The sequence below is a fragment of the Ruegeria sp. G5 genome, assembly GCF_056533365.1.
Genome location: NZ_JBQFOK010000003.1, coordinates 60,363 through 84,779 on the forward strand (window position 1 = coordinate 60,363; position 24,417 = coordinate 84,779).

Genomic DNA, 24,417 nt, shown 5'->3' on the forward strand with positions numbered 1-24,417 from the left:
TCAGAGCCCGGCGGTCAAGGTCAGGATGGCATCTGACCAGCCCCGCGGTCCACTCTGTTTTGTTCTTATTACCCGCGCTTCAATGTCTGCAGGAAAGGGCGGTATGTCTGGGCCGTCCGGGTTGGCGATGACAACGCCAAAATCTGCAGCTTGGATCATCTCAATATCGTTGGGCGCGTCCCCCAGCGCGATTGTGCGTTCGGGGGATAATTGCAGGATCACCTCGGCCATGGCGTCGGCTTTGGATTTGCCGAATGAGAGGGTTAGAAACCGCCCCCCTTGTCGCGCGTGCAGTCCAAGCCTTTGCGCTTTTTCCAGAAAGACCGGCAGGTCAGCTTTGGAACCAGTCCACAATCCAGGTTCGCTGAATTTGCGTTGACGGGCTAATTGCGCCTGTTCGGGCGTCAGCCCGGTAACCTGGGCGACTTCGTCGTTGGTCATATCGCCAAACCCGACAAACCCCGTGGGCAGCTCCTGCAATAAAGCCCGCAACCGCCCGTATTCGTCCTCAATTAGATCGGTTTGGTATGGCCATAGCAGGCCGGCACCGTTTTCCACGATGGCTGGCATATCCGCTTGGCCCATTTCGCTTTGCAAAGGACGGATTTCAGCTGCGGTTTTACTGCTGGCTAAAACAACGCCTGCCCCAATTTCGGACAGGCGCTTCAGCCCGGGTTTTGCCGCTGACCAACTGTAATCATGGTGGTCCAGCAACGTCCCATCCAAATCGGAAAACACCAGCAGCGGTGGGGGACGGTTCATGGTATTGAATGGTCTTTTCGTTCTGACATTGTGGGGGCAGTAAAAGTTCCGACTGCGGGGAAGTAAATCCATTCTGTGGAAATAACAGCAAACAAGGTGCCCACGCCTAAAAAATAGGCGTGGGCGTTCTGGCCTACTCGATAAATGTCTTTGCGAGACGGTCACTGATAGGTTGGGCCAGATAGGTAAACACTGCGCGTTCGCCGGTGTTGACAAACAGGTCCGCGGGCATGCCAGGCACAAGGTCCAGCGTGGCAACAGCCTGCGGTTGGTCGGCATCAAGTTTGACGCGCGCTTTGTAAAAGGTTTCGCCGGTACGGTCGTCCTCCAGCGCATCGGCTGAGATATCAAAGATCTCGCCGCTGGCTTCGGGGACGTCAGCCTGCGCAAATGCCGACAGCCGGATGCGCGTGGTTTGCCCGATGTACAGCTTGTCGATGTCGCCAGTTTTGACACGTGCTTCGACGATTAGGTTCTGATCTGCCGGAACGATGTCCATGATGGGTTCTCCTGGCCGGATAACTCCACCGTTTGTAGACACCGCAAGGTTAACAACACGACCGCTGGTCGGAGCCAGTACCTGAGTCCGTTTCAACCGCGCGGCCGTTCCCGCATACTGAGGACGGACCAGATCAAGCTGTGCTTCGACGACGGCCAATTCGCCAGCGATGACCTCGTCGCGCAGTTTCTTTTGGCTGATCAGCGACAGGTCCAGTTCATGCATTTGGTCCTGCGCCTGCGCGATCTGCGTCCGCAAGGATGCGTCGATGCCATTCAAACGCTCCAGCTCAATCCGACGTCCGCTGACGCGGGTCACAGCCACCAGGCCCTTAGCCAACAAGGTCTCGAGGTTTTCGAGTTCGGTGTTGGTGATCCCAATCTGGTTTTTTGTACTGCGTCGCTGTTCTTCCAGACCTGCGATCTGATTTCGAAGGCCCGAAATGCGCTGCGCGTTGATCTGCGCTTCGGTGCGGCGCGCGCGGGCTTCGGCGTCGAACAATTGCTTCTGTGTCAGATACGGTGACACCCAGTGCAACCGGTCCATGCCTTCGCGATACCCGGCCATCGCAGTGCTTTCGTCAAAGCTGTGCTGACCGCTCATCTGCGCCAACAGACGGGCGCGGCGGACCGATAGTTCACCCAATTGGCTGCCCTGAACGCTCAACTCAACGTCGATCTCCGTGCTGTCCAGTTGAACGAGCGGTTGGCCTTGCTGCACGAACTCACCATCTGCCACGAGGATCGAACGGATGATGCCGCCGTCCAGATGCTCGACCGTTTTGCGATCACCTTCGACCACAAAAGAGGCAGGGGCGACAACGGCACCGTCTAGCTTTGAAGCAAAAGCCCAGTAGACGCTGCCGCCGACAAACACGGCCAGAGCGAACAGCCCGAACAGAACATAACGTCCGATGCCAGCAGAATTGTCCGAGATTTCCTTAAGCTGCGCCTCATGAAATGAAACGGCGTTATTGGACGGGGAGTAATTTACCAAGTCGTTCATTGGGCTGCTCCACTGATCTGAGTTTCGGTTGCGGGATGCGCGGCAGGTCTTGCACCATGGGGTTGCGGTTGCGAGTCCAGCACATTGCGGCGGTTGACTTTCAGGACATCTTCCTTGTCCCCGAATTGAATCTGGCTTCCGTCGCGCAAGACCATGACCTTGTTGGCCGCCTGCAATGTGGCCGGTCTGTGGGTCATGACGATGGCAATTGAGCCCCTTGTGTGGGCGGCCATCAGCGCATCACGCAGCGCCTGTTCGCCATCCGCATCTAGGTCAGAGTTAGGCTCGTCCAGAACCAACACGAACGGATCACCATACAACGCGCGTGCAAGAGCCAACCGTTGACGTTGCCCGCCCGACAGGAAGAAACCGTTTCCAATCCGCGTTTCATATCCATCCGGCAGATTGCTGATCAGTTCGTGGACACCTGCTTCGCGTGCAGCGCGCAGCACTTCGGTATCGTCGATTGCCGTCGAGAACCGACCGATGTTTTCGCGAATTGTCCCGTCGAACAGTTCGACGTCCTGCGGCAGATATCCAATCTGTTTTCCCAGATCTTCACCATTCCACTTCGACATCGGGCTTCCGTCCAGCATCACTTCGCCACGCTGAGGAAACCAGATACCCGCCAGCATTTTGCCAAGTGTGGTCTTACCTGATCCGCTGTGACCGATGATGGCCAGTACGTCTCCGGCTTGCAGGCTGAAGTCAATGTTGCGGATCGTGGCGTTGATAGCGCGCGGCGGGCCTGCCTGTGCAATCTGAACATCCAGCGACTTGAACGCGCGGGGCAGATTCAGGTTCGGCGGTGTTTCGGCATAATCCTGCGTCAACTTCTTGAGCTTTGTGTACGATCCACGTGCCGCAAGAAACGTCCGCCATTGACCAATCAGTTGGTCGATCGGTGACAAGGCACGCGCCAATACGATTGTGGCAGCAATCATAACACCTGCAGTGGTTTCTCCGGTGATCGCCAGTGCAGCGCCAAGACCCAGAATGGCCGATTGCAATCCCATCCGGACCGTTTTCGACAGGACCGAGAAACTGGCAACGCGATCCGCTGCGCGTGTCTTGTGCCGGTGCGCGTCGATCTGCAACGCAGTCCAGCGGCGGACAAGGTCGGATTTCATACCAAGTGCGTGCACCAGTTCGGCATTTTTGTCTGTGGTATTGAACAAAGCGTCCGAACGACCGCGGGCTTGCGCGGACAGCTCCATCGGGGCGCGGGCACGGCTGTTATTGATAAGCGCCATAATGGTAAGGGTCAAAGCCCCAACAAGACCGAGCAGCCCGAGCAAGGGATGTAACACATACAAAACAACTAGATAAATCGGAATCCACGGCGCATCGAAAAAGGCCGTCAGGGTTGTGCCGGATATAAACTCGCGAAAACCATTTACGTCTTCGATCAGGTTTTCCCCCGCGTCGCCTTCGCCTTGCACCCGGCGACGCATCGCAGCGCCCAGTACAGGTGCGCCAACGCTCATCTCAAAGCGGGCGGCGAGGCGGCCCAGAATGCGCATCCGCATCAGATCCAGGCTGGCAATAACAACGAAAACACCCAACAACAGAACAGACAGAGCGATCAGCGTGTCGACATTCTGGCTGGTCAATACGCGGTCATAGACCTGCAACATGTAAAGAGGACCGGCCAGCATAAGCAGGTTCAGAAACAGGCTGAAGAAGGCGACCGCGACAAAGCCTTTACGCAGTGACCCCCAGGCGTTCTTTACGGGATTGGCTTTCTGGAACATTTCTTTGACCCTTTCCGGTTTGAAAAACGGGGCGGTCGATGCCGCCCCGCTGTTGGTCAGTTACGCGAGGAAATCGCCGTCGTTCAGGTCGTCGCTATCGAAGTTGGCGAGACGAACGGATCCTTGGTTACCGAACGAGATAACCGCGTCGTTGCCATCCTGGGATACGCTGACACTGCCGCTGAAGTCGGGACCAAAGTCGCTAAACTGCAAGCGGTCCGCACCGGCTTCGAAGTCCTGGATGGTGTCGTTGCCGAACTGGCCTTCGAACACGAACGTGTCGTTACCTGCGCCACCGATCAGGATGTCATCGCCACCCTCACCGTTCAGGACATCATCTCCGGCCTGACCATTCAGAGTGTTCGATCCCGAGTTGCCCGACAGGATGTCGTTGCCACCATTCGCGCTTCCGGCGTTGTTCGAGCCGTTGATGTTCTCGAACCCGAACACCTGGTCGATCAGCTGACCGTTTGGCGCGTTGACTTGTGCAACACCGTTGCCGTCGTCGTCGAGATCCAGAACAACACCCGGACCGGCTGTGAACAACGCTGTGTCGATACCTTCGCCACCGATGATGATGTCTGCACCACCGAATGAGTGGATCGCATCATTGCCGGCACCTCCGTCGAGCACATTGAACTCGTTGTTGCCAAGGATCAGGTCATCCCCATCCGAGCCGACAACGTTTTCAAAGTCATCCACTTCGGTAACGATCTGACCGTCAACGATGATCGCACCGTCCTGCGGACCTTCATCGCCGTTGCCAGCCGGGTTCGGCGAAGGTGTGCTCAGGTCCAAATCGATCGTGACACCGTCAAAGCCGGACAGATCGATCGTATCGCTGTCGTCAGAACCAACAACCCGTTCAATCGAGCGCAGGATATCGGTCTCGATCTGGTTGTCGATGACATCTTCGCCGATGACACCAGTTCCACCAGTTGCCTCGACATCCAGAGTGGCACCAGCGTCCACCAGCGTATCCTGAACAACCGGACCGTTTTGACCGACGGCTGCATTGTGCAGGTGGATTGCCGAAACAACACCCGGGATCGGGGTCTGCAGATCAGCTTCGTTCAGACCCGTCACGCTCAGCTGGCTGGAATAGGTTACTTCACCAGTCAGAAGATTCTGCGTGATGACCAATGTTGCCTGACCAGTCGCTTCGCTATCCGATGTCGGATCTGGTTCCTGCGATGCATCCAGGCCCCCGCTTAGCGTAACCGTGCGGATGTTGCCGACAGTTTCATCTGTATCGACGAACAGCTGCCCGCGGATTTCGCCACCCGGGAAATCCGAGGTGTGGATGTTATAGTACAGGTTACCTTGGACCGCTTGTTCAACGAATTCGGCACCGTTGCTGATGCTCGACCCGAACTGATCCGGTGCCGCAACAACCGCATCCGTGACAGTGACGTTGAAACCTGTGTCGCGCGTTGCCGTTCCATTGCCGTTTGCATCAAGGCTAACCTCGACCGCGACATCCAGATCCGAGAAATCTGCCGTGTCGAAACCTTCACCACCGTCGATGAAGTCATCGCCCAGCCCGCCGGTCAGGACGTTGTCTGCATCGCCTGCGATCAGGATATCCTCGCCTGCGCCACCGACGATATCGCCATTGGTGGTGCCCAGATCGACAAAGATGTCGTCCCCGTCGCTCAGCAGAACGTTGCCGTTGATCACACCTTCGTCGTCGTTGACGATGGTCACGAAGCCTGCATCCGATGCGTCTATCGCATTGACCGTGCCGCGGATTTCGCCTTCGTTCAGGATCGCACCAACGAGGTTCAGACCGCCATCAACGCGGATACCGGCTGCGGCATCCGAGTCCTCGGAACCGGCGATCAAGCCTTCGTTGATCACAACGCCCGCGAATGACGCATCATCCTGGCTTGTGAACAGACGCAGACCGTCACCGACCTCATTGCCTTCCAGCGCATCGCCACGACCTTGCAGCGTACCTTCGTTGATAACCACAGCGGACACGATATCACCGGACTCGTCGCCGGTTTGCAGCGAAACGGCGGAACCGTTGTTGCCTTCGCCCGCATCGACCAGACCCGAGTTGGTAAAGCTGTAGTTGTCAGCAGTGCCATCGGCATAGACCGTGCCGTTGCGTTGATCGCCGGTGCCCAGGATGGTGCCTTCGTTGACAACGTCCAGACCAATACCGTCGATATTCACCGCGCGGCTGTCCGAGGTTACGGTGCCACGGTTGACGAACGAGCCGCCTGTGTGATCACCGGTGCCAAAGTACACACCGTTCTGGCCGCCTTCGAACAGACCGCCTTCTTCGTTGATCAGCTGACCTTGGAAGTTGACGTTGTTCACTGCACGGAACGCGCCGACTGTGCCGTTTGCACCTTCAGACGTAACTGTGCCCGAGTTGGTGATGGTGCCCGAGAACGTGCCCGTGTTGCCGACATTTCCAATGCGGATACCGTCGCCGGCTGCATTGGTGCCTGCTGCCGCGTTGCCGCGACCCTGGATAGTGCCTTCGTTGTTCAGGTCAAAGCTGTTCTCGCCTGCAATCTCGGCGCCAAAGCCCGACCCTTCGTTGCCTTCGCCCGCATCGACCACACCGGTCGACAGGTTGTTGAAGGTAAAGTCCTGCGCGGTGCCATCAGCATAGACCGTGCCATTGCGCTGATCGCCGGTGCCCAGAATGTCACCGGCGTTGTTCACTTCCAGACCGATGCCATCAATGTTGAACGCGCGGCTGTCGGACGAGATGGTCCCGCCTTCCAGGTTGTTGAATACACCGCCGGTGTGATCGGCACCCTCGCCTTCGACCGGGTTGCCGAAGTAAACACCGTTCTGCACGCCCGAGATATCGCCAGAGTTGTTGAACTCACCCTGGAACGAAACGCCGTTCACGAAGCGTACGCCAGCAACGGTACCATTTGCGCCTTCCGAGTCGATGGTGCCGGTGTTGTTGATGACCGCATCGGTGGTCCCGATGTTGCCGACATTGCCGATCCGCACGCCGTCACCGGCTGCGTTCGTGCCCGCTGCGGCGTTGCCGCGACCTTGGATCGTACCGGCGTTGTCCAGCGTGAATGAGGTCACGCCGTCTGGTGCGTCACCGATTTCTACACCAAAGCCCGAGCCTTCGTTGTGCTCACCCGCGTCGATCGTTCCGGAAACAAGGTTGTTGACCGAGAAATCATCGGCGGTGCCATCGGCATAGACGGTGCCGTTGCGCTGATCGTCGGTGCCTAGAATGTCGCCACCATTGATCAGGTTCACGCCCGTGCCGTCGATGTTTACGGCACGGCTGTCGGATTGGATGGTGCCAAAGTTCAGCACGTCCAGATCATGTTCGCCCTGACCGATATACAGACCGTTCGCGGCACCTTCGATCACCCCGGTCGAGGTGTTCAGAATTTCGCCTTCGGTGTTTGCACCATCGGCGATGCGGATACCGCCGGCAGTACCTTGGGTGCTTTCCGAAGTAATCAGGCCGCTGTTGACGATTTCGGTTTCCAGAATGGTGCCTTCGGCGCCATTGTCGATGCGGATGCCGTCGCCCGCCAGCGTTGTGTTCGACGCGGCCTGACCGCGGCCCTGAATGGTTGCACCGAAGCCGTTGAAAATGTCGGTTTCAACGCGATCACCGACCTCGTCGCCCACTTGCAGCGAAACACCAGCGCCCTGGTTGCCTACGCCTGCATCGATTGTGCCGCCCGAGAAGTTCGAGATCGAGACGTCCTCGGCAGTCGAGTTGGTGTAGATGGTGCCGTTGCGTTGATCGCCGGTGCCGATGATGTCACCAAAGTTGCGAACGTCGATGCCTTGACCCTGAATGTCGACCGCTCGGCTGTCCGAGCTGATAACACCGCCTGCAAAGTTATCCAGGCTGCCCGAGCTTTCTGCGCCTGCGAACTGAACGCCGTTGAAATCGCCCACGATCTCACCGAAGTTGCGCACAGACGCACTGCCTGTGACCTGAACGCCAGTAGCCAAAGCGTCGGGGCCATTGTTCGCCTCGATCCGGCCAGAACGGAAGTTGAAGATGTCAACGTCCTGACCTTGCGCCTGTACGGCCGCGACCGCGTTGTTGGTGATGATCTCACCAAAGTTCAGCAGGCGCGAGAAGTCATTGGCCAACACAAATGCGGGGGTGTCATCCACCACCGTGCTTTGAAAGAAGTTGTTAATGAGGGTCTGGCCATCGCGAGTGGTCTCTTGCGCCAACGTGGACGATGTCAAGAGACGAGCGCGAAGGTCCGTCAGAAGTTGGGACAGCATGGGATACTCCGTCAAGAATTGTTATTGGTTCTGCGGGTCACCCGTTGGTCTGGGCGTTCCACGTAGCAAAGGGGTAGCCACGGACGTCTGTCTGCTAAAATTCATCCTTCGAATTGGGGGTATAACCAACGCAAATACTCACGCTTTTCGTGAGAATTCACGAGGGGCAGAAACGAAAAATCAATGGGTTAGCAGAATTATAGTCTCATTTCGAAACTATTCATTGTCGAATGTTGACACTTAAGTGAGGCGAAGTGATCGTCTTTTCATCCAAGTCGGAACGCATTGAGGATAAAAATAGCCGGTCACTCGCTGCCAAAGACCTGGTTTAGATAGTTTGCACGCATGAATTTTAGAGACTTGGAATACGTACTTGCCATCGCCAAACATGGCCAGTTCAGTCAGGCGGCAGTAGCCTGCAATGTATCGCAACCTGCGCTATCCAATCAGGTCAAAAAACTGGAACAGGAACTGGGTGCCGAACTGTTCCTGCGTCTCAATAATGAGGTGCGTCCCACACTGTGCGGAGAACAGATTATTCGCATCGCCGAACGTATTCTGCTGGACGGGCAAAAGATCCGCGACACCGCAACCCAATTCCGGGATCCGGAAGCTGTCCCATACAACATCGGGATGACGCCGACTTTGGCACCTTATCTAACGCAGTATTTCTCAGAACTGTTCAGCGAAGTCTTTCCCAATATGCGCGTCACCATGATCGAGGATCTGCCGCATAACATGTTGCGGATGGTTGAGGACCACACATTGGATCTTGCCTTGGTCGCAAAGGTAAACAACGCTGAGACGCTCGAGTTCACGTCGATCTGGTCCGAACCTCTGTTCCTTGCCGTGCGTGAAGGGCATCCGTTGTGCACACTGTCTTCGATTGCCCCCGAGGATGTACCGCGGCATGACTTCATTCGGTTGCCGCACAGCTTTGGATATGAATTGGAAAACCGACTGCCCAAGGCGGACCCTTCGAACCGGGCCAGCAAACGTTTTGACCTGAGTGCGCTGCGGTTTGAAACGATCTGCCGACATATCTGCCATTCAGATGATTGCACAATCGTCTCCGCCTTGGCAGCCGAGCAGTTCAAAAGAGACCGTTGGCCTTTGTGCTTCATTCCCTTTGATGCGCCAGGCAATCTTCGCGATCTTGGGGCTGCAACGCGACCTGGCTGTCCGCGGCGGCCACTGCTGGACCGCATTGGTGCATTTATCCAGCAGCAACCACCCTCAGGCGTTTCACCGACCTTTGATCTGTAAAAGAACGGACGCCTGTTTGCGCTAAATCAAAGTGCGCGCAGATCATCTCGCTCATAGCTGGTTCAGGGACCATCCGATATCCGCTGCGTTGCGCATTGGCGATCGCGCAATCGTGAACTTAGTTGACAATGGATTTTGTATTTTGGATACATTGAGCAGTGATTTCGCGATGACCAGAGTCGTCAGGGATTGTTCCGCAAAAAGAGCAACGCGAAAGTCAGACAAAAAACATTTCTGGGAGAAACTCATGAAACTGAGATTTTTGGCCGCAACCGCAGCGATTGCGTTGTCCGGCGCTGCGGCGCAGGCAAACACGTTGGTGTATTGCTCGGAAGGTTCGCCTGAAGGTTTCGATCCGGCGCTGTTCACGGCCGGCACAACATTTGATGCGTCTTCGCACCCAATCTACAACCGCCTGCTGGAGTTTGAGACCGGCACAACCAACGTGATTCCGGGCCTCGCGGAAAGCGTTGAGGCCAGCGATGATGGTTTGGAATACACATTCAAACTGCGTCAGGGCGTCAAGTTCCACTCGAACAACGAATTTACGCCCACTCGTGATTTCAACGCAGACGACGTGATCTTTTCGTTCATGCGTCAGAAAGACGAAGGCCACGCATACAATCAGGTGTCTGGTGGCACGTGGGAATACTTCCAGGGCATGGGCATGCCGGATCTGGTCGAGTCCATCGAAAAGATCGATGACTACACGGTTAAATTTACCCTGACCAAGCCCGAAGCACCGTTTGTCGCCAACATGGCTATGGATTTCGCGTCGATCCTGTCGGCCGAATACGCCGAGGCAATGATGGAAGCGGGAACACCTGAAAAACTGAACACGGCACCGATCGGCACCGGCCCGTTTTCGTTCGTCGCCTATCAGAAGGATGCCGTGATCCGCTATGCGCAGAACGCCGACTATTGGAAAGCTCCTGCGGATGTAGAGAACCTGATCTTTGCGATCACGCCGGATGCGTCGGTCCGCTACCAAAAACTTAAGGCCGGCGAATGCCACATCATGCCATATCCGAATCCTGCCGACATTCAGGCAATGAAGGATGATGCGGACATCAACATGATGGAGCAAGAAGGCCTGAACGTTGGTTACCTTGCCTATAACACCACCATGGAGCCTTTCGATAATCCCAAGGTTCGCAAAGCGTTGAACATGGCAATCGACAAGCAAGCGATCATTGACGTGGTGTTCCAGGGCTCGGGCCAGGCAGCCAAGAACCCGATTCCGCCGACAATGTGGGGTTACAATGAATCGATCACCGACGATCCCTATGATCCAGAGGCTGCCAAGGCCATGCTGGAAGCTGAAGGTGTCTCTGACCTGTCGATGAAGATCTGGGCCATGCCGGTTCAGCGCCCGTACAACCCCAATGCGCGTCGCATGGCCGAGCTGATCCAAGCTGATTTTGCCAAGGTCGGCGTGGACGTTGAAATCGTGTCTTATGAATGGGGCGAATACCTTTCGCGTTCGAAAGAACTGAACCGCGACGGTGCGGTCCTGTTGGGCTGGACCGGTGACAACGGCGATCCAGATAACTTCCTGGCCGTGCTGTTGGGCTGCGATGGTCGTGAAGCATCGAACCGTGCGCAGTGGTGCCATGAACCGTTCGAGGATCTTATCCTGAAGGCCAAGCAAACCACCGATCAGGATGAGCGCACCAAGCTGTACGAAGAAGCACAGGTTGTATTCAAGGAACAGGCACCTTGGGCAACCATTGCACACTCGGTCGTCTACATGCCGATGAGCAACAAGGTGCAGGGCTATAAAGTCCATCCGCTGGGCGGTCACATCTTTTATGGTGTGAGCGTCGAATAAATCACCACTCACGGACCGGAGCTGCCCATGTGGTGGCTCCGGTTTTCTTTTTTGGAGGTCGGCCCTGATGCCGGATTTGTCCGAGTACCGTCAACTGGCAAAGGACATGTCAGTAGACGCCGTGGCCCTTGTGCCCGGCCCGAATTTCACCCGCGCGTTGAAAAAACCATTTATGAGCCACGAGCGCCCCTTTGTGGTCGTGATCCCGGCGCAAGGGAACCCGGCTGCGGTTGTACCCAATCTTGAACTGGGGTCGTGGGAATTAGTTGGCTTCGAAGGGGCTGTTTTCGACTGGCGGGATCAGACGGGCTATGACGAAGCCTTTGCTACGCTGGCCGAGCATATGCCGCTGACTTCGCTGGCCGTCGAAGGGCAGGTCATGCGGGTCTTTGTGTCAAAGGCCTTTACCAACGCTTTGCCTGATTTGCGCATCGTGGATGCCGAACGAGAAATTTCCGGTCTTCGGATTTGTAAAACCGAAGAAGATATTGCTGCCATGCAAGCGGCAATTGATATCTCGGAACGCGCTTTGGCCCGCGTGATCGCTGATGTACGCGTCGGTCAAACAGAAACTCAGATTGAACAAGCTCTTGTCCAGACCCTTTTTGCAGAGGGCGCCACCTCGCTGGCCTTTCCTCCTATCGTCGCGGCTGCTGACAATTCTGCGCGACCGCATGGCAAGGCGCGCGCAGATTACCAGATCAAATCTGGCGATGCGCTGCTGTTTGATTTTGGGGCGCGCAAACATGGGTTTGCAGCAGACATCACCCGAACCTTCTTCGTTGAAAAGGTTTCGGACGAGGGGCGGGATGTCTATGACACGGTTTTGCGCGCAAACCTTGCAGGCTTCGCAGCGTGCCGCCCGGGTGTCACCGCACACGATATCGACGACGCGGTGATCAGCGTGCTTGAAGCCTCACCTTACGCCGACCGTATCCGCACTAAGACCGGCCACGGGCTTGGCCGTGACGTGCACGAGGCACCGTACATAATGCGTGGAAACCAACAGGAAATGCTGCCCGGCATGGTTTGGACAAACGAGCCGGGTCTGTATGAGTTGGACAACTTTGGTGTGCGCATAGAAGACGACGTGCTTGTAACCCAGGATGGATGCCGGTCTTTGACCAGCTTTCCCAAAGATCTCACAATCATAGGTCGCTGATGTTTGGCTATTTTCTGACACGCCTTGGCATGTTCATCCCGACCTTTCTGGGCGTGACGCTGATTTCATTCATGTTTATCCGGGTACTTCCGGGCGACCCCATCATTGTCATGGCCGGTGAACGCGGCATGACCGAAGAACGCTATCAAGAGATGGTGGTAAAACTGGGCTTTGATAAACCGGTTCTACAGCAATACTGGGACTACCTTGTCGGGGTCATGCATGGCGACTTGGGTGAAAGCTTTGTTACCAAGAAACCGGTCTGGGATGAGTTTTTCGCCCTGTTCCCTGCGACGCTAGAGCTGTCAATCTGCGCGATGGTCTTTGCGGTGGCACTTGGGCTACCCGCGGGTGTGATTGCGGCGGTGAACCGGGGTAAGTTCTTTGATCGCGCGCTGATGTCTTCGGCACTGGTCGGATATTCGATGCCGATCTTCTGGTGGGCGTTGCTGCTGATCATTGTGTTCTCAGGCAATTTGGGCTGGACGCCAGTGTCGGGCCGGATCGACCTGCTGTATTATTTCCCAAGCGTGACCGGGTTCATGCTGATTGACAGTTTGCTTTCGGGGCAGGAGGGCGCATTCGGATCCGCCGTGCGCCACCTGATTCTACCCACCATCGTTCTTGGGACAATCCCATTGGCGGTGATCGCGCGGCAGACACGATCCGCAATGCTCGAAGTTCTGGGTGAGGACTATATCCGTACCGCTCGCGCCAAGGGGCTTGCGCCCACACGGATCAACGGGCTGCATGCACTGCGGAACGCGCTGATCCCGGTGATTACTGTGATCGGCCTGTCGGTCGGCACGCTGCTGGCCGGCGCGATCCTGACCGAGACGATCTTTAGCTGGCCGGGGATCGGCAAGTGGATGGTCGACAGTATTTTCCGTCGAGACTACCCGGTTGTGCAGGGCGGGCTATTGATGATCGCTGTGATCGTGATGCTGGTGAACCTGCTGGTCGATGTCCTCTATGGCATCATCAACCCCAAAATCCGGAGACGATGATGGCAGAATTGTCGGCAAACGAGCAAAAAACCGAAACCCGCCCCAGTGCTCTGCGTGAATTCTGGTTCTACTTCAGCGAAAACCGTGGCGCTGTCATAGGCCTATATGTGTTTTCGGCTTTCGTTTTATGCGCAGCTTTCGCGCCCCTATTGGCCCCTTATGACCCAACCGAACAGTTCCGGGATCACATTCTGCAACCCCCTGCTTGGCAGGAAGGCGGCAGTTGGGCATTCCCACTCGGAACTGATCCGCTGGGACGGGATATGCTGTCGCGGCTCATTATGGGGTCGCGGTATTCCTTCTTTGTCGGCATTGTTGTTGTCTGTGTGGCTGTGACGGGCGGCGTCATCATCGGATTGCTGTCCGGCTTTGCGCCGAAATGGGTCGACACGTTGATCATGCGGGTGATGGATATCATCCTGTCCTTCCCTTCGCTGCTGCTGGCTTTGGTACTGGTTGCGATCCTTGGCCCCTCACTGACCAACGCGATGATCGCCATCGCCATCGTGTTCCAGCCACACTACGTGCGGCTGACCCGCGCCTCGGTGCTGTCGGAGCGGCAGAAGGACTACGTTACGTCAGCCCGCGTCGCCGGTGCAGGCAAAGCGCGGCTGATGTTCAAGACTGTGCTGCCCAACTGTCTGGCACCGATCATCGTGCAGGCGGCGCTGTCATTCTCGACCGCCATTCTGGACGCTGCGGCATTGGGCTTTCTGGGCATGGGCGCGCAGCCGCCCACGCCGGAATGGGGCACCATGCTGGCCGAAGCGCGTGAGTTCATTCTGCGGGCGTGGTGGGTGGTCACTTTCCCCGGCCTCGCCATTCTGGTCACAGTTTTGGCCATTAACCTGATGGGCGACGGTCTGCGCGACGCGCTGGACCCGAAACTCAAGCGGAGCTGACGACATGAGCCTGTTGGAAATCCGGAACCTTTCGGTCGAATTCGCAACTGCTTCGGGTAAATTCCGCGCTGTGGATGGCGTGGATTTGTCTGTCGACAAGGGCGAACTTATGGCCATCGTCGGCGAAAGCGGATCCGGTAAATCGGTATCGATGCTGGCGCTTATGGGCCTGTTGCCCTGGACTGCAACCATCACGGCCGATCAACTGAGTTTCGAAGGCAAAGATCTAACGACAATCTCAGCCCGCGACCGTCGCAAGATCATAGGGAAAGACATCGCCATGATCTTTCAAGAACCGATGTCATCCCTGAACCCGTGTTTCACGGTGGGCTTTCAGATCAAAGAGGCGCTGCGCATCCATTTGGGCCTGAACCGCAAGGACCGCCACCAGCGCGCGATCGAGCTGTTCGATCAGGTTGGCATTCCCGCGCCGGAAAGCCGCCTGAACACGTTCCCGCACCAGATGTCTGGGGGGATGAACCAACGGGTAATGATCGCCATGGCAATCGCCTGTAATCCCAAATTACTGATCGCGGATGAGCCGACAACGGCTCTGGACGTGACCATTCAGGCGCAAATACTCGATCTGTTGGTCCGCCTGAGAGATGAACAAGGAATGGGCTTGGTCCTGATCACTCACGACATGGGTGTTGTCGCTGAAACGGCCGAACGTGTTCAGGTGCAATACGCAGGACAGAAAGTAGAGGAACAGCCGGTGCGCGATCTGTTTCGCACCCCACGACACCCTTACACATCCGCGCTGCTCAGCGCGTTGCCGGAACGGGCAACCTCAAAGCTGTTGCCGACCATCCCCGGTGTCGTGCCGGGACAGTTTGATCGTCCAAAAGGGTGCTTGTTCAGCCCAAGGTGCCATTTTGCGGATAACACGTGTCAGTCCATCCCGCCCACGCCGCATAGCGAAACCTTTGGAAAAGCGCGCTGTCACCATGTCGAAAGAATTGCTGCCGGAGAAATCGCATGACCGCTCCTATCGTTCAGGCAAATGCTCTGGCGCGTCACTACGAAGTCAAGGGTGGGTTGTTTTCCAAATCGGCAACCGTGAAAGCCTTGTCCGGCGTGGACTTCGATTTGCAACCCGGTAAAACGCTTGCCATCGTCGGTGAATCTGGTTGTGGGAAATCGACGCTGGCGCGCGTCGTCACAATGATCGAAGAACCCACGTCCGGCACGTTGACGATAGACGGCGTGGACATCTCACCCTCGAAATGGGCACAGATGCGCGAAGCGGTGCAAATCGTTTTTCAGGACCCGTACGGCTCGCTCAATCCGCGCCAACGGATCGGGCAAATTTTGCAGGAACCCCTGATTATCAATCGACCAGAAATGTCATCATCAGACCGCGAAACGCGGGCCCGTGAAATGATAGATCTGGTTGGGCTACGTCCTGAACACTATGACCGTTACCCGCATATGTTTTCGGGAGGGCAACGCCAACGTATCGCCATCGCCCGCGCCTTGATGTTGAATCCGAAGGTTCTGGTTCTGGACGAACCCGTGTCCGCTCTGGATGTCTCGATCCAGTCGCAAATCCTGAACCTGTTGGTCGAACTGCAAGAGCGTATGAACCTCGCATACCTGTTCATTTCGCACGATTTGTCGGTGGTCAAACACTTTGCAGACGATGTGATCGTCATGTATCTGGGCCGCGCAGTCGAAAAAGCACCGAAGGAAGAGCTGTTTGCAGCGCCGCGACACCCGTATTCCAAGGCGCTCCTTTCGACGACACCCCGAGCTGACCCTGATGCACGCAAAGATCGGATCAAACTGGAAGGCGAGCTGCCGTCACCAATGAACATCCCCAAAGGCTGCGCCTTTGCGCAGCGGTGTTGGTTGGCAACAGATGAATGCCGTGTCGAACCACCCGAGCTGTCCGGTGCAACACACCAAGTCGCGTGTATCCATCCGTTGGAACAAGAATAATCAGCTTTCGGCGTTTCGCGTCGCGGTGACCATCGCCAAAAGCTGGTCCTTCGTGCGCTGAATATGTTCTGTCAGCAACACGCAGGCGTCCTCTGTTTTTCGAGCGCGGGCTAAGTCCAACAGATCCTTATGATCTTTCTTGGCGGGCTCACGTTGCTCCATCACGCTCAGGTGCATACGGACATAACGGTCGGACTGTAGGTTGACGCGCTGAAGGATCTCATCCGTAAACCGACGACCCGAGGCGGAATAAAGTGCCTTGTGGTATTCGTAGTTTAAACGGCCCCAGCGTCCGACATCATAGGCTTCGTAGGACTTCTCCATTTCCGACAACAGCGTTTCACATCTTTCAAAATCTGTTTCTGTCATCATGGGGATCGAACGTCTGAACAGGTCAACCTCCAGCAAGACACGCAGGTCGAAAATCTCGGCGATTTCGGAAAGGGAATGCGTGGTCACAGATGCACCACGGTTGTTGGTCAGTTGAACAAGCCCCTCAGCATCCAGTCGCTTCAGCGCCTCGCGTATTGGCATACGAGACACATCGTAATCTTCGGCAAGGGCTTCTTGGCGAATGGTTTCTCCTTCGGCCATTTCGCCACTCAGGATCCGCTCGCGCAGATCGTTGGTGATAACATCAGGCAGGCTTTGCCGTGCGATTGCGCGTGGTCCGCTCATTTGTTTGTTCCGGGTCGTAAGTTTGTATCCAAAATACAAACTGAGCGGCATTTTTCCAAGTGGCTTTGCAAAATTGAAACGATGTTAATCCACACTTCGCTTGGGCGGCGATCTTACGGTGAAATATAGAGCAAACCAATAGGTTTTATCAAAACAATGAATTGGACCTATATACAGATTTGCTACAAGTTGCCGCCAAATCGAAGCTCAATCGACTCATTTGAGGCTGCTATGTGGACCTACTCGAACCCGGTCAGCACCGTATTCGGCGCCGGAACCATCGCTGAGATGCCGCGTCTTGTCGGCGGCAGGGGATATGCTTTGGTCACATATCCTGATGGCCCATTTCGTAACGTCACGGCCCGTTTGCAAGAAGCGATGGGTCAGGCCGCTATTGTCATAGATGATGTCGCGCCCAACCCCGACTATCGGTTGCTGAGTGACCAATGCGCCCGGTTTAGCGGGCTCCTGAATGAGGTTGAGGTTATCGTCGCTCTGGGCGGCGGATCGGTCATTGACTCAGCCAAGGTTTTCGCCGCCGCCGGTGGTGATTTCGCAAAAGTCTCAACCTTTCTGGAAACCAAGGCGGGTGCGGAACGGCTTTCGGCCATTCCGATCATCGCGGTTCCGACCACAGCTGGAACCGGAAGCGAGGTTACCTGTTGGGCAACCGTGTGGGACGAAGAACGCGGTTTGAAGTATTCTTTGGCCCAACCCAATCTTTATCCAGAAACGGCTGTCATTGACCCCGAGTTGATGGTGAACAAACCCTATGGGTTAACGCTTGCAACAGGTTTGGACACGTTGTCACATGCACTGGAGAGCATCTGGAACGTCAACGCAAATCCAGTTTCGGCGCGACATGCCGTCTTTGCTGCGCGCACCATCCTGAACACTTTACCAGAGTTGCTAAGCGATCTGGGGAACCTGGCTCTGCGAACGCTGATGGCAGAAGCAGCCCTTAGCGCAGGGCTTGCATTTTCGAACACGAAAACCGCCATCGCCCATAATCTGTCCTATCCGATAACTCTGGGCTGGGGGGTTCAACACGGGATCGCTTGTTCTTTCACACTCCCCCTCATTCTGAAATCGGTGACTGGCATTGGAGGGTTCCGCGAAGCCGCGCTGCATGAGATTTTCGGAGAAGACCTATTGGTGGCCGCAGACGAGTTAGAGGTTTTTCTGACCAGATTGGGTATCTCAACCCGGTTTGCCGACTACGGCGTCTCGGATGCCGAAAGGACCAAGATCATAGATGAAGCTTTTGCCGGTGAACGCGGAAAAAACTTCATTGGAAACAAAGAAGTCTTTTTGACCACTTTAAAAGCCAACGACGCTGCAAAGTCCAAGGTTGCCTGAGGCAATCCCCAAACAACGAACTGAGAATTCACCAAGCCTGAATTGGCATGGATCAATACGCAAGGATCAACCAATGACACTTCAAACCCCGATTTCCGCGAATGAACGGGTCTACCCAACGCCGAAAGTTCCCGCGATCGCGATCTGTCTGGACGGCTGCGAGCCGGAATATCTGGATGTGGCGATCGCGAAAGGCCTGATGCCGACGCTGAAACGCATACGTGAAACCGGCACAGACCGTTTGGCGCATTCGGTCATTCCGTCTTTTACGAACCCCAATAACCTGTCCATCGCAACGGGTCGTCCACCGATCGTACATGGAATTTGCGGCAACTACCTGATCGACCCTGAAACCGGGGACGAAGTGATGATGAACGATGTTCGTTTCCTGCGCGCACCGACCATTTTCTCACAATTCTACGAGGCCGGTTACCGGGTGGCGATGGTTACGGCCAAAGACAAACTGCGTGCTCTTCTCGGCGCGGGCCTGCGGTTTGACGAAGACCGCGCGGTCGCATTCTCATCAGAGCGTTCGGGTGAAACGACCACTGCCGAACATGGTATCGCCAACGCCAGTGAATGGTTGGGCATGCCGGTTCCAGAAGTGTACTCTGCTGAGCTGTCTGAATTTGTGTTCGCCGCAGGTGTAAAGCTGCTGAAGGAATTCAAGCCGGACATTATGTATCTTTCGACGACAGATTACATCCAGCATAAGTTCGCCCCCGATCAGCAAGGAGCGCTGGATTTCTATGCCATGTTCGACAAATACCTAGCTCAGCTTGACGAACTAGGTGCAGCCATCGTGATCACGGCTGACCACGGGATGAAGCCGAAGCACAGCGAAGACGGCACCCCGAACGTCATCTATGCGCAGGACCTGATGGATGAGTGGTTGGGCAAGGACGCCGCCCGTGTCATTCTACCTATTACCGACCCCTATGTCGTCCACCACGGGGCGCTGGGTTCCTTCGCCACCGCTTATCTGCCGGAAGGCGCAGATTGCGCCGATATCATGGCCAAACTGGATGCAATCGACGACATGATCCTTGTCGTGGATAAGCAAGAAGCGATCAAACGCTTTGAGCTGCCGGCAGATCGCATCGGCGACATCGTCATGATATCCGGAGAGAACATGACCATCGGCACATCCGCCGATCGTCATGATCTGGCAGCCCTGAAAGAGCCACTGCGCAGCCATGGTGGACTGACGGAACAGGAAGTCCCATTTATCGTTAATCGCGTGATTGATCTGAACAACGCACCTGAACTACGCAACTTCGACGCGTTTTTCTATGCGACAACTGCGGCAGCTCTGTAAGATGGACGGTATCATGAACACATCCGACATTCGCCACGAAGGTATGCGCATCGGTGGAGAGGTTGTCTTTACCGACGCGACCGTTCCCGTTCACTACCCCTATACCAACGAAGTTGTCGGTACCGTACCTGCCGGCACCGCCGAACATGCGCGTAAAGCCTTTGAAATTGCGGCCAATTATACACCTAAGCTCACTCGCTATGAACGGAGCCAAATCCTGCAACGGGCCGGTGAGCTGATTGGTGAGAAACGAGAGTATTTGGCAAAATGGCTGACGCTTGAACTGGGTATTTGTCATCAGCACTCGATTTATGAAACCAAACGCGCGCAGGATGTCTATCAGTTTGCTGCTGCAGAGGCATTGAAAGATGATGGTGAGATCTTTTCGTGCGACCTGACCCATAACGGTAAAGAGCGTAAAATTTTCACCAAGCGCGAACCCGTACGGACCATCAGCGCGATCACACCGTTCAACCATCCGCTGAACATGGTCAGCCACAAGATTGCGCCCTCTATCGCGACAAACAATTGTATGGTGTGCAAACCAACCGAGTTGACACCTCTGACAGCGCTCGCGCTGGCAGATATTCTGTACGAAGCTGGCTTGCCGCCCGAGATGTTCCAGGTTGTCACAGGCTGGCCGCAAGACATTGGTGACGAGATGATCACCAATGAAAACATCGACATCATAACCTTCACCGGCGGTGTGCCTGTGGGTAAGATGATCGCATCCAAAGCCGGGTACAAACGGCAAGCGCTGGAATTGGGTGGAAACGATCCTCTGATCGTCTTGAATGACCTGAGCGATGCCGACCTTGAAAAAGCCGCCACAATCGCAGTTGCCGGGGCAACGGGTAATTCTGGTCAGCGCTGCACCGCCATCAAACGCATATTGGTGCAAGAAAGTGTCGCAGATAAATTCGTACCGCTCGTTCTGGAAAAGGCGAAAGCCATTCGCGTCGGTGATCCTCAGGACCCTGACACGCAACTGGGTTGCGTTATCCATGCCGATGCTGCCGAGCTGTTCGAAAAACGTGTCTTCATGGCCGAAAAAGAAGGCGCAGAAATCCTCTATCACCCGGGTCGTCAAGGCGCGCTGCTGCCGCCGATCGTGGTCGACAGGGTGCCCCATGACAGCGAACTGGTCATGGAAGAGACGTTTGGCCCGATCGTGCCGATCGTACGGGTTCCCGATGACGATGCGAGGGTTATGGAAATCTCGAACGGAACTGAGTTCGGCTTGTCTTCGGGCGTGTGCACCAATGATCTGAACCGTGCGATAGCGTTCATCAACGGCTTGAATGTCGGCACCTGCAACATCTGGGAGCAACCCGGTTATCGCATTGAAATGTCACCGTTCGGGGGCATCAAAGACAGTGGGAATGGCGTAAAAGAAGGCGTGATCGAGGCGATGAAGTTCTTTACTAACGTCAAGACTTATTCTCTGCCTTGGCCGGGGTGATCGCGGCCTAGAAGAGACTGCGAAGTAAACTAAGGCTTAAAAAAAGCCCGGCCAGAAATGGCCGGGCTTTGCAGTAACGGTACCAGGCGGGTTATTACCCTTGGATGACGTCCTGACGCTGTACGCCAAGACCTTCGATACCCAGCTCCATCTTGTCACCAGCTTTCAAATAGGTTTGCGGGTTTTGACCCATACCAACACCCGGAGGTGTTCCGGTCGAGATCACATCCCCGGGCTGCAGCGACATGAATTGAGACAGGTGTGAAATCACTGTGGCAACGCCGAAATGCATCGTCTTTGTCGACCCGTCCTGATAGCGATGCCCATTGACCTCAAGGTACATCGGCAAGTTCTGCGGATCAGCGACCTCGTCACGTGTCACCAACCACGGGCCGATTGGGCCAAAAGTATCAGCTGATTTGCCTTTGACCCATTGGCCCGAGCGATGCAGTTGAAAGTCACGCTCGGAAAGATCGTTTGCAACGCAATAGCCCGCCACGTGGTCAAGGGCGTCTTCTTCTGAGACATATTTGGCCTCTTTCCCGATCACGACGCCAAGCTCAACTTCCCAATCGGTCTTGACCGAGCCACGCGGAATTTCAACCGTATCGTCCGGACCAATGATGGCCGATGTCGCTTTGAAAAAGATCACAGGTTCTGCGGGCAACTCCATCCCGCTTTCTGCTGCGTGGTCAGCATAGTTCAAGCCGATGCAGATGAACTTGCCAACCTGGCCAACACACGCCCCGATGCGCGTGCCCGCGTCCACTGCGGGTAAGCTGGACAGATCAAGGGCGCGCAGCTTTGACAGCGCCTCATCACTCAGAGCAGAGCCCGAGATGTCCTGAATTTCACCCGACAAATCCCGGATTGTCCCTTCATTGTCCAGAATCCCCGGCTTTTCAGCACCAGCAGGCCCAAAGCGTAGCAGTTTCATTTCAGTTTCCTTTTCGGATCAAATGGTCCAGCCGCCATCGATAGCAAATGGCTGTCCCGAGGTATATTTGCTGGCATCACTGGCCAGATATAGGGCCAGTTCCGCAATTTCATCAGCCGTCCCAATCCGGCCCATCGGCTGCCGCGCGATGAAATCGGTCATTGCTTGTTCATAGTCTCCGGTTGCGCGCAACCGGTCATGCAAGCTGGGGCTGTCTACCGTGCCGGGGCAAATCGCGTTGCACCGGATGCCATGGGTAACAAAATCCGCAGCAACAGATTTGGTAAGGCCAATAACAGCCGCTTTGGACGCGCAATAGGCAAATCGGTTTGGAACACCTTTCATCGAAGATGCAACCGAAGACATGTTGATGATCGAACCCCCGCCGTTTTCCAACATTGCGGGCAAGACAAGCTTGATCAGCCGATACATTGCCTTGACGTTCAGATCAAAACTGAAATCCCAGTCTTTCTCATCACACTCAAGAATCGAACCACCCGCAACATATCCTGCGCAATTGAACAGTACGTCCAATGGCGGAAGGCCTGCGACAGCGGCTTTAACTGCGTCAGCGTCCGTAACATCCAGCTTTAGCGCTGTGATGCCCTCGATCTTTTCCAATTCCGCCAGGCTGGCATCGTTGATGTCGCTAGCAAAAACTGTTGCACCTTCCGCGGCAAACAATTCCGCCGTGGAACGGCCGATCCCCTGACCAGCCGCCGTAATTAAGGCAGTTTTCCCGGCCAAACGACCGGACGGTTTTATATCTCCCATGTGCCCCTCAAACTTGTTCAGGCAGCAAGGCCGCTGGAAGGTTTTGGTAGCAAACCGGGCGCAGGAAACGCCTGATCGACAACGTGCCCACGGACGTAGCGCCAAAATTCGTGGAAGCGGGGTAGGGGCCGCCATGCACCATGCTATCGGCCACTTCGACGCCAGTCGGGAAACCGTTGGCCAGCAAACGTCCCGCTTTCCGTTCCAGAACAGGTACCAACTGGCGGGCAAGGTCAGTATCGCTATCATCGAGATGCAAGGTGCAGGTTAACTGCCCTTCAATCGCTTGCGCCGTCTGTTGCATTTGATCGGCGTCCCGCACCCGCACCACGATACCCATTGGGCCGAACACCTCTTCGTGCAGCGCCGAGTTGCCAAGCCAATCGTCGCCCGACACCACAAACAAGTTTGGCGACGCACTGCGTGGTTCGCTATCGGTCGCAACTGTCTGAGTAACGCCGGGCTGCGCAGCCATCTGAGACACACCCTTTCGGTATGCCTCGGATATGCCAGCCGTCAGCATCGTCTGACCCGAGATATCCTTAAGCGCAGCCTCTGCAGCGGCTTGGAAGGCGTCTGCATCGGGTCCGTCCATAACAACGGCTATTCCCGGATTGGTACAGAATTGACCGGCACCCATTGTCAACGAGCCAGCCCAGCCTGCACCGATTTCTGCGCCCCGTGCAGCCAGCGCACCCGGCAACAAGAACATTGGGTTCACTGACCCTAGCTCGCCGAAAAATGGGATGGGTTCAGGTCGCGCCGCACACAGATCAAACAAAGCACGCCCCGCGCGCAGCGAACCGGTGAAGCCTACCGCGCGGATCAGCGGATGTTGGGCTAAGGCAGTTCCCACTTCGATCCCATCGCTTTGAACCAGTGAAAACGTACCTGCCGGATTACCAGTCGCTTTGATGGCCGCGTCAATCGCTTGCGCTACGATTTCGCCGGTACCTGGATGTGCCGGGTGCCCTTTAACGACGACCGGACAACCTGCAGCCAGAGCAGCGGCAGTGTCACCACCGGCAACAGAAAATGCCAACGGGAAATTCGACGCGCCGAACACGGCAACCGGCCCAAGCGGGCGTTGGATCATTGTCAGATCAGGGCGGGCCAGGGGGGCACGATCGGGCATGGCCGCGTCGTGACGATGGTCAAGGTAATCGCCTTTTTCGATATGGTCCGCAAACAGGCGCAATTGCCCGACTGTCCGCCCCCGCTCACCTTGCAGCCGCGCCTCTGGCAGACCAGTTTCCTGACATCCAATTTCCGTAATCGCATCGCCGCGCGCGTCAATTTCATCGGCGATCTTGCGCAGCAAAGCGGCGCGTTCAGCGCGCGTAGACCAGCCGAATGTGGCAAAGGCTGTTTCTGCAGCTTGCACTGTTGCATCCACATCCGCCGCAGTTCCGACACAGAACGCATGGCTGGGGCCGTGGGCAGGCGTGGACTCAAAAGTTTCGCTACCGCCGATCCATTCGCCGGCGATCAAGTGCTTTCCAGTTAGCATTG

General features: G+C 55.9%; 18 protein-coding genes. 10 read left to right on the forward strand and 8 right to left on the reverse strand.

Annotation, left to right across the window (positions count from 1 at the left end; genetic code table 11):
• The 4 genes from ACR0BD_RS06320 to ACR0BD_RS06335 form a co-directional block, all read right to left on the reverse strand.
• Entirely contained in the window at positions 1–762 is a 762-nt protein-coding gene (locus ACR0BD_RS06320; RefSeq protein WP_480829482.1) for an HAD-IIB family hydrolase, read from the reverse strand.
• A 133-nt stretch (positions 763–895) separates the two neighbouring features.
• Positions 896–2,266 carry an HlyD family type I secretion periplasmic adaptor subunit gene (locus tag ACR0BD_RS06325; RefSeq protein WP_480829484.1) on the reverse strand — a complete coding sequence of 457 codons (1,371 nt, stop codon included), beginning with the start codon at positions 2,264–2,266 and terminating at the stop codon, positions 896–898.
• Positions 2,263–4,020 (reverse strand): type I secretion system permease/ATPase, encoded by a 1,758-nt coding sequence (locus tag ACR0BD_RS06330; protein ID WP_480829485.1) that lies wholly within the window; start codon positions 4,018–4,020, stop codon positions 2,263–2,265. The genes ACR0BD_RS06325 and ACR0BD_RS06330 overlap by 4 nt, the downstream gene beginning before the upstream one ends.
• 60 nt (positions 4,021–4,080) lie before the next feature.
• Positions 4,081–8,268 (reverse strand): beta strand repeat-containing protein, encoded by a 4,188-nt coding sequence (locus tag ACR0BD_RS06335; RefSeq protein ID WP_480829486.1) that lies wholly within the window; start codon positions 8,266–8,268, stop codon positions 4,081–4,083.
• A gap of 345 nt (positions 8,269–8,613) precedes the next feature.
• On the opposite strand from ACR0BD_RS06335, the gene ACR0BD_RS06340 reads away from it, so the two are divergent.
• The 7 genes from ACR0BD_RS06340 (at position 8,614) to ACR0BD_RS06370 (ending at position 16,377) form a co-directional block, all read left to right on the forward strand.
• Positions 8,614–9,534 (forward strand): LysR family transcriptional regulator, encoded by a 921-nt coding sequence (locus tag ACR0BD_RS06340; protein ID WP_480699804.1) that lies wholly within the window; start codon positions 8,614–8,616, stop codon positions 9,532–9,534.
• A 247-nt stretch (positions 9,535–9,781) separates the two neighbouring features.
• Positions 9,782–11,365, forward strand: coding sequence for an ABC transporter substrate-binding protein (locus ACR0BD_RS06345; protein ID WP_480699803.1), 1,584 nt, complete (start codon positions 9,782–9,784; stop codon positions 11,363–11,365).
• 67 nt (positions 11,366–11,432) lie between these two features.
• Positions 11,433–12,527: a M24 family metallopeptidase gene (locus tag ACR0BD_RS06350; RefSeq protein WP_480829489.1), complete on the forward strand. Its 1,095-nt coding sequence runs from the start codon at positions 11,433–11,435 to the stop codon at positions 12,525–12,527.
• Positions 12,527–13,534, forward strand: coding sequence for an ABC transporter permease subunit (locus ACR0BD_RS06355; protein WP_480699801.1), 1,008 nt, complete (start codon positions 12,527–12,529; stop codon positions 13,532–13,534). Before ACR0BD_RS06350 ends, ACR0BD_RS06355 begins: the two co-directional genes overlap by 1 nt.
• Positions 13,531–14,436, forward strand: coding sequence for an ABC transporter permease subunit (locus tag ACR0BD_RS06360; RefSeq protein WP_480829491.1), 906 nt, complete (start codon positions 13,531–13,533; stop codon positions 14,434–14,436). Before ACR0BD_RS06355 ends, ACR0BD_RS06360 begins: the two co-directional genes overlap by 4 nt.
• A 4-nt stretch (positions 14,437–14,440) precedes the next feature.
• A complete protein-coding gene (locus ACR0BD_RS06365) occupies positions 14,441–15,418 on the forward strand; it encodes an ABC transporter ATP-binding protein (RefSeq protein WP_480829492.1) in 978 nt (325 codons plus the stop codon).
• Positions 15,415–16,377 carry an ABC transporter ATP-binding protein gene (locus ACR0BD_RS06370; protein ID WP_480829493.1) on the forward strand — a complete coding sequence of 321 codons (963 nt, stop codon included), beginning with the start codon at positions 15,415–15,417 and terminating at the stop codon, positions 16,375–16,377. Before ACR0BD_RS06365 ends, ACR0BD_RS06370 begins: the two co-directional genes overlap by 4 nt.
• Here ACR0BD_RS06370 and ACR0BD_RS06375 read toward each other — a convergent pair whose 3' ends face one another.
• Complete coding sequence (locus tag ACR0BD_RS06375) at positions 16,378–17,055, reverse strand: GntR family transcriptional regulator (RefSeq protein ID WP_480829495.1); 678 nt, start codon at positions 17,053–17,055, stop codon at positions 16,378–16,380. It abuts the gene before it with no gap.
• 231 nt (positions 17,056–17,286) lie between these two features.
• Here ACR0BD_RS06375 and psrA point away from each other — a divergent pair, with 231 nt between their 5' ends.
• The 3 genes from psrA to phnY all read left to right on the forward strand — a co-directional run bounded on the left by psrA (position 17,287) and on the right by phnY (position 21,194).
• Positions 17,287–18,414 (forward strand): iron-containing alcohol dehydrogenase PsrA, encoded by a 1,128-nt coding sequence (gene psrA / locus ACR0BD_RS06380; RefSeq protein ID WP_480829496.1) that lies wholly within the window; start codon positions 17,287–17,289, stop codon positions 18,412–18,414.
• Between the two features lie 73 nt (positions 18,415–18,487).
• A complete protein-coding gene (gene phnA / locus ACR0BD_RS06385) occupies positions 18,488–19,732 on the forward strand; it encodes a phosphonoacetate hydrolase (protein ID WP_480829497.1) in 1,245 nt (414 codons plus the stop codon).
• 13 nt (positions 19,733–19,745) lie between these two features.
• Positions 19,746–21,194, forward strand: a complete 1,449-nt coding sequence (gene phnY / locus ACR0BD_RS06390) for a phosphonoacetaldehyde dehydrogenase (RefSeq protein ID WP_480829499.1) — start codon at positions 19,746–19,748, stop codon at positions 21,192–21,194.
• A 94-nt stretch (positions 21,195–21,288) separates the two neighbouring features.
• Here phnY and ACR0BD_RS06395 read toward each other — a convergent pair whose 3' ends face one another.
• From ACR0BD_RS06395 to ACR0BD_RS06405, 3 genes are read right to left on the reverse strand one after another with little or no spacing between them, the layout of a single operon-like run.
• Positions 21,289–22,131 carry a fumarylacetoacetate hydrolase family protein gene (locus tag ACR0BD_RS06395; protein WP_480829500.1) on the reverse strand — a complete coding sequence of 281 codons (843 nt, stop codon included), beginning with the start codon at positions 22,129–22,131 and terminating at the stop codon, positions 21,289–21,291.
• Between the two features lie 18 nt (positions 22,132–22,149).
• A complete protein-coding gene (locus ACR0BD_RS06400) occupies positions 22,150–22,905 on the reverse strand; it encodes an SDR family oxidoreductase (protein WP_480829501.1) in 756 nt (251 codons plus the stop codon).
• 7 nt (positions 22,906–22,912) lie between these two features.
• Entirely contained in the window at positions 22,913–24,415 is a 1,503-nt protein-coding gene (locus tag ACR0BD_RS06405) for an aldehyde dehydrogenase (NADP(+)) (RefSeq protein ID WP_480829503.1), read from the reverse strand.
• Positions 24,416–24,417: the final 2 nt, after the last annotated feature.